This is a genomic window from Microcystis sp. M144S2 (assembly GCF_020246065.1).
Lineage (GTDB): Bacteria > Cyanobacteriota > Cyanobacteriia > Cyanobacteriales > Microcystaceae > Microcystis > Microcystis ichthyoblabe_A.
On the sequence record NZ_JADBTR010000063.1, the window covers coordinates 56,551 to 65,690 of the forward strand.

Sequence of the window (9,140 nt, forward strand, 5' to 3'; positions counted from 1 at the left end):
CACCGCTAACCCTTGATTATTTAGCCGATTGAATTAACAAAATTCCCCCAGCAGTTAATCCTAAAATATTGGGCAACCAAGCGGCCATCAAGGGGGTTAAAACTCCGCCAATGCCTAAGGAACTGGTGACAAAAGATAGGAGATAATAGGAGAAAATTAGGACAATACAAATACCGAAACTGGTGGCTTTATTAGAATTTTGGGGACGTAATCCCAAGGCTGCCCCAATCATCCCAAAAACTAAACAAACAAAGGGTAAAGATATTTTCTGCTCGATTTGAACCTGTAATTTTCTAATTTTGGTGGGATTGCCGCTTAATTGCAGTATTTTTAGGTATTCCTGCGCTTGTCTCAGGGTCATTTCCGAACCATCTCGCGCCCGAAAAGCTAAATCTAAAGGGGTACGCGGTAGGGCTAATTGTTGATGTTGAAAGCGGACAATATTACGATAGGAACCCTTAGGATCAATTAGATAAATTGTGCCGTTATAAAAATCCCAGATATTTTTTTCAATATTCCAAGAAGCTGATTCTGAGGTAATAATTTGATTAACTTCCGGTTGGGTGCGATCGAGAATGGTTAAACCTAACATTTCTTGACCGTTAAATCTTTCGGCATAAAATAACCTTCTTAATACCGTTTGGGGTTCCCCTCCATTCGGTGGCCGCACTTTGCCGTATTCAGGATAAATAATATTATCTTCAATAAAAGATTTGCGATTTGGTCGTAGGGCTTTGGTCATGGTAGCATTAGCTTCATAACTGGCAGCTGGAGCCACATAATCGTTAAAAACGTAGGTTAATCCCGTCACTATTAAACTTAGCACAATGGCCGGAATTATTAGGCGATAAACACTAATTCCAATACTTTTCAAAGCAATTAATTCGCTATCACTGGCTAAACGACTGTAGGCCATTAAAGCCGCTAAAAGTATCGACATGGGAAAGGCTAAAACGATAAACTCTGGCATTTTTAATAAGAGAATTTTTAGGGCCAAAGTAAAAGGTAAACCCGATTCGGTAATCCGTCGCACTAAATCAAATAAAGTGCCGATCGCCACTCCCAAAGAAGTGAATAAACCCATACCAAATAGAAAGGGTAATAATAACTCGACAAAAATATAGCGGTCTAAGATGCTAAATCCGGGTATTCTACTTAAATTTCCTTGCCAATTGCCAACTTTCATGATATAATGCAGCGATTTTTTTATTAATAACAATTATCTGAAAAAATTATCACCCAAATAATACTGACGCACCAGAGGATTATTATAAAGTTCTTCGCCACTTCCCGCCGCTAAAATCTGCCCTTCGCGCATAATATAAGCCCGATTAGTGATAGCCAAAGTTTCTCGCACATTGTGATCGGTAATTAAAATTCCCATCTGACGATCCCTTAAACCGGCGATCATCGTTTGAATCTCGGACACAGCGATCGGATCCACCCCGGCGAAGGGTTCATCTAATAATAAAAATCTCGGTCCGTTGACTCCCACCGCTAAAGCGCGGGCTAATTCTGTCCTTCTTCTTTCTCCTCCAGAAACGTAAGCACCTTTAGTGCCAACAATCTTATCGAGGCGAAATTCTTTTAATAAATCATAGAGACGATTTGCCCGTTGGGAAAAGGGAACTCCCGACTGTTCTAGGGCTAACTGAATATTTTCTGATACAGTTAAATAACGAAAAATACTGGCCTGCTGCGTCAGATAGCCAATACCCAGACGCGCCCTTTGATTAAGAGGTAATTTGGTAATTTCTTTTTGATCGAGCCAAACGCGCCCCAGATTCGGTTTAATTAATCCCGTGGCGATATAAAAAGTTGTGGTTTTTCCCGCACCATTTGGTCCTAATAACCCGACAATTTCCCCCGGGGCAACAGTAATACTCACTCGGTTAACCACGAGCCTTTTACCGTAGGATTTATGGATATTTTCTAATACTAAAGTCATCTTTATCCGGTGTGGGGTGTGGGGTGTGGGCTTCGGCCGTGAGCTCAGCCGAACGGGTGTGGGATGTGGGCTTCGGCCGTGAGCTCAGCCGAACGGGTGTGGGGTGTGGGGTGTGGGGAGAATACTGCCTTTTGCCTTTTGCCTTTTGCCTTTTGTCTCCTGTCTCCTGTCTCCTGACTCCTGACTATCACTGCGGGTTAATAATTGGGGCAGCGGGGAGGGAAGGGGAAGGTATGGGCGCGGGTGTCGGAGAAGCAGCCGGTTGGGGGGAAGTTTCGTTATCTTTGACTAAATAAATTGACTCCACCTGCTGACTGGTTTGGGGAGTAGCGATAAATCTACCCTCATCGACAAGATAAGTCATCGTTTCGGCGCGGATACTGTTGCCTTCCTGCAAAACGTAAACGTTACCCGTCATCACTAAACGACGTTCGCGGCTAAAATACTGAGCTTGGGCGGAAGTGGCCTGCATTTTGCGGGCAGGATAGAACACCTGTACGTTACCCCGAGCGGTAATTACCCCCGTTTTTGAGTTTGCCTCCTGAATATCCGATCGCACTGTCATGGCATTACCTGGTACAATATTCTGCTGTGCCTTGACTAGGGGAGAATTGCCCAATCCCATGACTAAGCTAGTAGAAACGAGGGCAACTAGCCATCCCCTGATTTTTGCGGATCTTGCTCTCATAGAAATGTCACCTATAGACGTTTGTACTTACTAACTAATCTAGCTTTTTAGAGAACGGGATGACTTTTGAGGATTTTCGGCAGAGAACAGATAGATCGATCGAGGTGGGCATGAGGATGTTCCTGATTGCTTTTCATCGCTTCTAGCACTGCCGGTAATGCTTGGGGATCGAGATTCTGTAAAAAGTTTAATAGATCCAAACTCTCCCCCACCAAGTGCGTCACGTTGATCCCCTCGTAATCGGGTTGATAGTGTTGTAAACGTCTAACCCCTTCTCCCAAAAGAATTACCGCTCCGCGCCAGTTATTATTTTCTAGATGGTAACAAGCGACAGCAATCTGCAAAATGCCTTGATAAAAGGTTTTTTCAGGCTCTGCGGACTCCATCCACAAAGCCTCTAGGGTATCATGACAAGCATAGAATTGCTGGCGATTAAATTCGTCGATTCCTTGCCCAAAAGCGCTGGCTGTCATTACCCTATACTAATGCCCCTTCATCGATTCGCGGACTTCTTGGATATAGTCGAGGGAAATTACCTGTTCTTCCCCAGCAAACTCGTTATCGGGGGTAATAAATAGCATACAGTGACATTCTTTCCGTTCCCGCATCGGTACACAGGGACAATTCCAGAAAGTATTTTTTACCTCCGCTTCTTTGTCTTCGTAGTGACGACAGGGACATAAAGGAGAGCCTAATTCGTCCTTATGACGCGCTAATCCCTCAATTACTACCGCTGTCACCGAGAGATCGCTACAGAAGTAAGTATTTGTACCTCTAGCGTACTGTTCGGCAAACTTCTTCATCGCCTCAAGACTCTTATCTGTGTCTGTGATCTGGCTCATAGTTATCTGATCCCCTTAGCTTTCTAAAAAAAAACTTTTTACTATCCTATCTCGATCCGCTTCCCCTTGGCCGAAGGGAATTTTTAGAATCTCTTTTGATTTTGCGAGCGATCCCCTTGTTAATCTAATACGATAAAAAGACTCTCTTTGGCCAAAAGCTCGATTTTTTGGCCAGCAAATCGGAATTATGGGGGCAAAGTTCCTCAAAACCTGTCCTTGATTCCTGCAATCCCTGTCCCCTATCACTACCAGAACATGATTTTATCTTTCTTGGAGACAAATAAAATTTCTGACGATAACACGCCTTGGTGGCTGAAAATTACCTCCCTTTCCCCCCACTGTATTTACTATTTTGGTCCCTTTGCTTCTTTTGAGGAAGCACAAGAGCATCAGGGGGGTTATCTACAAGATCTAGAGTCCGAAGGAGCGCAAGGAATCAGTCTTTCGATCGAGCGGAGTAATCCCCATTATTTGACCGTTTTTGACGATGGAAATCAGCATCTAGCTAAAACTTTTGCTTCCCATGCTCGAACCTTTTCTCGCTTTATTTCTTAAGTCTCCCTGTCCTCTTTGTCAACGGCAGAGCGATCGAGAGCTTTGCCGTGATTGTGGGCGACAATTACAGGCCTATCGTCAGAATAACCCGCTTTTTCTCTGGCGTGGTTCTATTCCCCTGTTTATCTGGGGACGCTACGAAGGTAAATTAAAACAGGCGATCGCTACAATGAAATATAATCGCCATCCGGCTCTCGGCTCTTTGCTAGGCAGTTGCATGGGGGAAACTTGGCTGCTGCGTCCTCCCCTCACCGATAAACGTTTGACGGTGATTCCTATCCCTCTCCACCCGGAAAGGTTAAGGGAAAGGGGTTTTAATCAAGCAGAAGTCATTGGCGAGGGTTTTTGCCGTTTAACCGGTTATCCTCTGGCTAGTCGCGGATTAATTCGGATTAAGAACACGGCAGCTTTATTTAGTCTGGCAGCCGAGGAGAGAAAAAAGACGATGCAAGCGGCTTTTCAACTGGGGAAAAATTTACCGAAATCAGTGCCGATTCTCTTAATTGACGATATTTATACCACAGGAACCACGATCAAGGAGGCTGTGCAGGTTTTACGCACAGAGGGATATCGGGTAGTCGGTGCGATCGCTCTTGCCAGTTCCAAAATTAGCTAAAATGCCCAGACCGATTCCGTCTGGGCATTTTAGAGTTAGATTAAATTAAGTCCGTTTGATCTTGTCGTATTGACTGATGAAAATCAAACCGATAGTGGCAGGGATCAGGACGATAACCGCACCTAAAACAAGGCTCCAGAGAAAGTTAGCTAAAGAGGGTGTCATGATAGATAAATCCTTTGTCATATTTTCAAAGACTTAGTTTTTTATCTTATCACCTTGGGCGAGAAGACCCCCAGTTCCACGACCAGATAGATGCGATCGCAGGTTATTATAGCGTTTCCTAAGCTAGTGAGGTACACATATTTTTCTTCCCTTTTGACTTTTGCCTTTTGCCTAAAACCCATAACTTTTGCACCTCAGCAGACTGAAAAACGCTATATATGTCTTCAATCGCTGAAAATAAAATCTCCCTTGACTTCTCAAGGAGATAGGGATGTTTGACAATGGGTGATAGTTACAAAAGTTCACACTAGACTGGCAAAGATTTTTATGGCTACTGACGATCGCAAACGGCGCATTCTCGATCATCTCTCCAGAAGTACCACTGGTGCTGACTATATTCCCCAAAAACCGCTGCCAATTGTGGAAACTCCTCCGGTGGCAGCGGAACCCGTGGCAGCGCCGCCGCCAGTAACTCCTTCACCGGAATTAACTGCTAAAGAGCGCAAAAGAAAGATAATGTCCCATCTTTCCATGAGTAGCGAAGATTTTGGCGAAATTACTAGCACTACCCCCCAAGAAAAGCGTAAACGCCAAATTAACGACCATCTGCGCCAAAGCCAAGGATAAATAGTAAGGAGTGAGAATTTGCAACTAGGCATCTTCTAGACTGTTCTCGCTCCCTCATTTTCTGCTGTCGATGGGGATAATGACAGTTGTTGCAAATCAGTTCCTCGCTCTGGCAACAAGGGAATGTTAAAGTTAGTAATGAGTGCTTCGGTGATCGGATGACGTAATTTTTCTGTGGAACCCACATGATAAAAATGCTGTTTAGTATAGATATAAAACTTATCAGCACTCCAATTTTTTTTAATTAAAGGATTGCTTCTAAAATGATTACTGTGCCAAGTGGACAAAATAAACCGACAAGAAATATCCTTTAAAATAGTCACCAAACAATCTTCATCCTCTTCAGACCAAGAGTTAAAATAATCGACGTGTCTCCCTAAATAAGGAGGATCGAGATAGATCAAGTCTGTTTTTTGCCAATCAGATAAAGTCTCTCGAAAGTCAGCAACTTGAAAATTATAATCAGTTTTAATAAGAATATTTTCTAGGGCAATAACTTGATTGACTATTTTGGTAATATATGCTTGAGAAAATCGTTCTGATTTATGACAGTAAGGTACGTTAAACTGTCCCTTACGATTGAATCTCATCACGCCATTAAAACAGGAGCGATTGAGAAATAAAAAATCTAGAGAATTAGGAGCTTGATTAAATCTTTCTCGTACTTGATAATAATAACTTTCTCCCTGCTCCTTAAGAACTTGACCATTTTCTTGCAAAAAAAGCTTCACAGTTTTACTGGTAATAACTTGATTTTTTAGATTATTATAAAACTGGATAATATGAGTATTTGTGTCCGCAAGTAAAGCCTTTTGGGGATTAATATTAAAAGCCACCACCCCTGATCCAGCAAAGGGTTCTATCCAACGCCCAAAGCTCAGATCAGACACAATATTTTTAACATCTTTTACCAATTTAGTTTTAATTCCTTGACACTTAATCGGTGGCACAAGTGGCGTTAACTTCACTAAACACTCTCCTCATCAATAGTAATCTCTATCCACAGCAAACTTAGCTCATGTTGGCTCGTGAATAAAGGTCAAATCAGGGTAAAAAGTTTGTTGAGATAGTAACTCTATCTTTAATTGGTTACATCTAGCAAAATGATCAAATATGGGAAAAAGAAGCAATTTTAGGATTTTGGAGATGATTTTCGTATCAATAGATATAGTATATACTTCTAGGCAGTTTAAATTCAGTACAGCTTATCCCAGAAACCATGGTATCTTGTTAGAACAAATGAACTCAAAAATCTGGCTCTTCTCGGTTCTGTGTGATAAGTTTAACTTATATATATAGGATCGATCAATCTTGGTGTCCTTTGTGTCTTTGTGGTTCGTTCCACCCCCCCGCTAGGAAGAATGTATCTTAGAATACATTTTACCCACCAAACCCAAGAGAGCCAAAATCTCTCGTCACCATTCTTGTCAGAATTATGAGAATTACGTTACATTTAGTTAAGATTTAATTGGCTGCGGGGATTAATCTCGAAAAAATAACGTAAAATCCTTGACAAAAACAGCTAAATGAGTTAAGCAAAAATCTTTATCCTAGAACCACTAAACAAACATGAAACTATCTTGGAAAACGATTTTACTGTGGACATTGCCCGCCCTCGTGGTCGGTTTTTTCCTCTGGCAAGGCACTTTTGCCACCGCCACCAGTAATATCGGCAATAACACCGCCACTACCCGCATGACCTACGGACGCTTTCTAGAATACCTAGACAGTGGTAGGGTTGTTAGCGTCGATCTCTACGAAGGGGGCAGAACTGCGATCGTACAGGCCCTAGATCCGGAACTAGAAAACCGAGTACAACGCCTACGGGTCGATTTACCAGCCAATTCCCCCGATTTAATCGCCCGTTTACGCGATTCTAAAATTAGTTTCGATGCTCACCCGATGCGGAATGACGGCGCTTGGTGGGGATTCCTCGGTAATCTACTTTTCCCCTTTTTGCTGATTGCCGCTCTCTTTTTCCTGTTCCGCCGTTCTAATAATATGCCAGGCGGTCCGGGTCAAGCGATGAGTTTTGGTAAATCAAAAGCCCGTTTCCAGATGGAAGCGAAAACCGGTATCACCTTTGATGATGTGGCGGGAATTGACGAAGCGAAGGAAGAATTACAGGAAGTCGTCACTTTCCTCAAACAACCGGAGAAATTTACCGCCGTCGGTGCCAAAATCCCCAAAGGAGTCCTGTTAGTTGGCCCTCCTGGTACGGGTAAAACCCTGTTGGCTAAAGCGATCGCCGGTGAAGCGGGTGTACCTTTCTTCAGCATTTCCGGTTCGGAATTTGTGGAAATGTTTGTCGGTGTCGGTGCTTCTCGCGTGCGCGACTTGTTCAAAAAAGCCAAGGAAAATGCTCCCTGTTTAATCTTTATCGATGAAATTGACGCAGTAGGTCGTCAACGGGGTGCCGGTATCGGTGGTGGTAACGATGAACGGGAACAAACCCTAAACCAATTATTGACAGAAATGGACGGTTTCGAGGGGAATACGGGAATTATCATCATTGCCGCCACTAACCGCCCCGATGTTCTCGATTCCGCTCTCATGCGTCCGGGCCGTTTTGATCGGCAAGTAACCGTGGATGCGCCCGATTTTAAAGGTCGTTTAGAGATTTTAGACGTTCACGCCCGCAATAAAAAGCTGGCTAACGACGTTTCCATCGAAGCGATCGCCCGTCGCACTCCGGGGTTCAGTGGAGCAGATTTAGCCAATTTACTGAACGAAGCGGCAATTTTAACCGCCCGTCGTCGTAAAGATGCCATTACCCTCCTAGAGATAGATGACGCGGTAGATCGCGTTATCGCCGGTATGGAAGGCACTCCTTTAGTCGATAGCAAGAGCAAGCGCTTAATCGCTTACCATGAAGTGGGTCATGCGATCGTGGGTACGCTCTTAAAAGATCACGATCCCGTCCAGAAAGTGACTCTGATTCCCCGGGGACAGGCCCAGGGTTTAACTTGGTTCACTCCCAACGAAGAACAGGGTTTAACCACGAAAGCTCAGTTAATGGCCCGGATTTCCGGTGCTTTAGGTGGTCGGGCAGCCGAGGAAGAAATCTTCGGCTATGATGAGGTGACTACCGGTGCAGGTGGCGATTTACAGCAAGTTTCTGATATGGCCCGCCAGATGGTGACTCGTTTCGGGATGAGCGATTTGGGTCCTTTGTCCCTAGAAAGTCAAGGGGGTGAAGTGTTCCTCGGTGGCGGTTTGATGACTCGTTCCGAGTATTCTGAGAAGGTCGCTACTCGCATTGATGATCAGGTGCGATCAATCGTGGAACACTGCCATGAAATTTCTCGACAAATTGTCCGCGATCATCGCGAAGTGATCGATCGAGTGGTGGATCTGCTGATCGAAAAAGAAACGATCAATGGGGAAGAATTCCGGCAAATTGTGGCTGAATACGCCTACGTTCCCGAAAAAGAACAGTTTGTACCACAGTTATAGGTTGATTTCAATCTATATGCGATCGGGTGGGTTAAGGCTCACCCGATTTTTTTATCCTAGGAATTTAGTTATGGCTTGCTGAATAATGGTAAAACCCTTGTGGGTTAAGACTTTTAGAGTTTTTGTAAATCAAAAAGTACCAGATATGGGAGTGATCGGGGGGAAAATTCAGGGACTTTTTCCCTGAAAATTAGGTAATTGACCCCTTCAAAATCGGTAAAACCCTACACCCCACACCCCACA

12 protein-coding genes are annotated in these 9,140 nt (G+C 43.8%); 4 read left to right on the forward strand and 8 right to left on the reverse strand.

Features of this window, described 5'->3' with window-relative positions:
• Positions 1 to 16: 16 nt before the first annotated feature.
• The 5 genes from IM462_RS08550 to IM462_RS08570 all read right to left on the reverse strand — a co-directional run bounded on the left by IM462_RS08550 (position 17) and on the right by IM462_RS08570 (position 3,478).
• Positions 17 to 1,186, reverse strand: a complete 1,170-nt coding sequence (locus tag IM462_RS08550) for an LptF/LptG family permease (RefSeq protein ID WP_287699762.1) — start codon at positions 1,184 to 1,186, stop codon at positions 17 to 19.
• Positions 1,187 to 1,219: 33 nt separating this feature from the next.
• Entirely contained in the window at positions 1,220 to 1,948 is a 729-nt protein-coding gene (gene lptB / locus IM462_RS08555; RefSeq protein ID WP_104397819.1) for an LPS export ABC transporter ATP-binding protein, read from the reverse strand.
• Positions 1,949 to 2,135: 187 nt separating this feature from the next.
• Positions 2,136 to 2,636, reverse strand: coding sequence for an LptA/OstA family protein (locus IM462_RS08560; protein ID WP_052276045.1), 501 nt, complete (start codon positions 2,634 to 2,636; stop codon positions 2,136 to 2,138).
• A 47-nt stretch (positions 2,637 to 2,683) separates the two neighbouring features.
• Positions 2,684 to 3,109 (reverse strand): DUF309 domain-containing protein, encoded by a 426-nt coding sequence (locus tag IM462_RS08565; RefSeq protein ID WP_002803089.1) that lies wholly within the window; start codon positions 3,107 to 3,109, stop codon positions 2,684 to 2,686.
• 9 nt (positions 3,110 to 3,118) lie between these two features.
• Positions 3,119 to 3,478: a ferredoxin-thioredoxin reductase catalytic domain-containing protein gene (locus tag IM462_RS08570; RefSeq protein ID WP_287699763.1), complete on the reverse strand. Its 360-nt coding sequence runs from the start codon at positions 3,476 to 3,478 to the stop codon at positions 3,119 to 3,121.
• A 255-nt stretch (positions 3,479 to 3,733) separates the two neighbouring features.
• Between IM462_RS08570 and IM462_RS08575 the strand changes: the two genes are divergently transcribed.
• Complete coding sequence (locus tag IM462_RS08575; protein WP_287699764.1) at positions 3,734 to 4,033, forward strand: DUF1816 domain-containing protein; 300 nt, start codon at positions 3,734 to 3,736, stop codon at positions 4,031 to 4,033.
• Positions 4,002 to 4,649, forward strand: coding sequence for a ComF family protein (locus IM462_RS08580; protein ID WP_287699765.1), 648 nt, complete (start codon positions 4,002 to 4,004; stop codon positions 4,647 to 4,649). Before IM462_RS08575 ends, IM462_RS08580 begins: the two co-directional genes overlap by 32 nt.
• A gap of 45 nt (positions 4,650 to 4,694) precedes the next feature.
• Here the strand turns inward: IM462_RS08580 and psbX are convergent, their stop codons facing one another.
• Positions 4,695 to 4,814 carry a photosystem II reaction center X protein gene (gene psbX, locus IM462_RS08585; RefSeq protein ID WP_002733679.1) on the reverse strand — a complete coding sequence of 40 codons (120 nt, stop codon included), beginning with the start codon at positions 4,812 to 4,814 and terminating at the stop codon, positions 4,695 to 4,697.
• A 327-nt stretch (positions 4,815 to 5,141) separates the two neighbouring features.
• Between psbX and IM462_RS08590 the strand changes: the two genes are divergently transcribed.
• Positions 5,142 to 5,441, forward strand: coding sequence for a hypothetical protein (locus tag IM462_RS08590; protein ID WP_002803105.1), 300 nt, complete (start codon positions 5,142 to 5,144; stop codon positions 5,439 to 5,441).
• A 35-nt stretch (positions 5,442 to 5,476) separates the two neighbouring features.
• Here the strand turns inward: IM462_RS08590 and IM462_RS08595 are convergent, their stop codons facing one another.
• Both IM462_RS08595 and IM462_RS08600 read right to left on the reverse strand, forming a co-directional pair.
• Positions 5,477 to 6,409 carry a DNA adenine methylase gene (locus IM462_RS08595; RefSeq protein ID WP_287699766.1) on the reverse strand — a complete coding sequence of 311 codons (933 nt, stop codon included), beginning with the start codon at positions 6,407 to 6,409 and terminating at the stop codon, positions 5,477 to 5,479.
• A gap of 48 nt (positions 6,410 to 6,457) precedes the next feature.
• Positions 6,458 to 6,571: a type II restriction endonuclease gene (locus IM462_RS08600; protein WP_287699767.1), complete on the reverse strand. Its 114-nt coding sequence runs from the start codon at positions 6,569 to 6,571 to the stop codon at positions 6,458 to 6,460.
• Between the two features lie 439 nt (positions 6,572 to 7,010).
• On the opposite strand from IM462_RS08600, the gene ftsH2 reads away from it, so the two are divergent.
• Entirely contained in the window at positions 7,011 to 8,897 is a 1,887-nt protein-coding gene (gene ftsH2, locus IM462_RS08605) for an ATP-dependent zinc metalloprotease FtsH2 (RefSeq protein WP_016515060.1), read from the forward strand.
• The last annotated feature ends 243 nt before the right edge of the window (positions 8,898 to 9,140 follow it).

Bases quoted from the DNA above. Each gene is read 5' to 3' on its own strand.
- IM462_RS08550 (WP_287699762.1), bottom strand. From the start codon at position 1,186: ATGAAAGTTGGCAATTGGCAAGGAAATTTAAGTAGAATACCCGGATTT.
- lptB (WP_104397819.1), bottom strand. From the start codon at position 1,948: ATGACTTTAGTATTAGAAAATATCCATAAATCCTACGGTAAAAGGCTC.
- IM462_RS08560 (WP_052276045.1), bottom strand. From the start codon at position 2,636: ATGAGAGCAAGATCCGCAAAAATCAGGGGATGGCTAGTTGCCCTCGTT.
- IM462_RS08565 (WP_002803089.1), bottom strand. From the start codon at position 3,109: ATGACAGCCAGCGCTTTTGGGCAAGGAATCGACGAATTTAATCGCCAG.
- IM462_RS08570 (WP_287699763.1), bottom strand. From the start codon at position 3,478: ATGAGCCAGATCACAGACACAGATAAGAGTCTTGAGGCGATGAAGAAG.
- IM462_RS08575 (WP_287699764.1), top strand. From the start codon at position 3,734: ATGATTTTATCTTTCTTGGAGACAAATAAAATTTCTGACGATAACACG.
- IM462_RS08580 (WP_287699765.1), top strand. From the start codon at position 4,002: ATGCTCGAACCTTTTCTCGCTTTATTTCTTAAGTCTCCCTGTCCTCTT.
- psbX (WP_002733679.1), bottom strand. From the start codon at position 4,814: ATGACACCCTCTTTAGCTAACTTTCTCTGGAGCCTTGTTTTAGGTGCG.
- IM462_RS08590 (WP_002803105.1), top strand. From the start codon at position 5,142: ATGGCTACTGACGATCGCAAACGGCGCATTCTCGATCATCTCTCCAGA.
- ftsH2 (WP_016515060.1), top strand. From the start codon at position 7,011: ATGAAACTATCTTGGAAAACGATTTTACTGTGGACATTGCCCGCCCTC.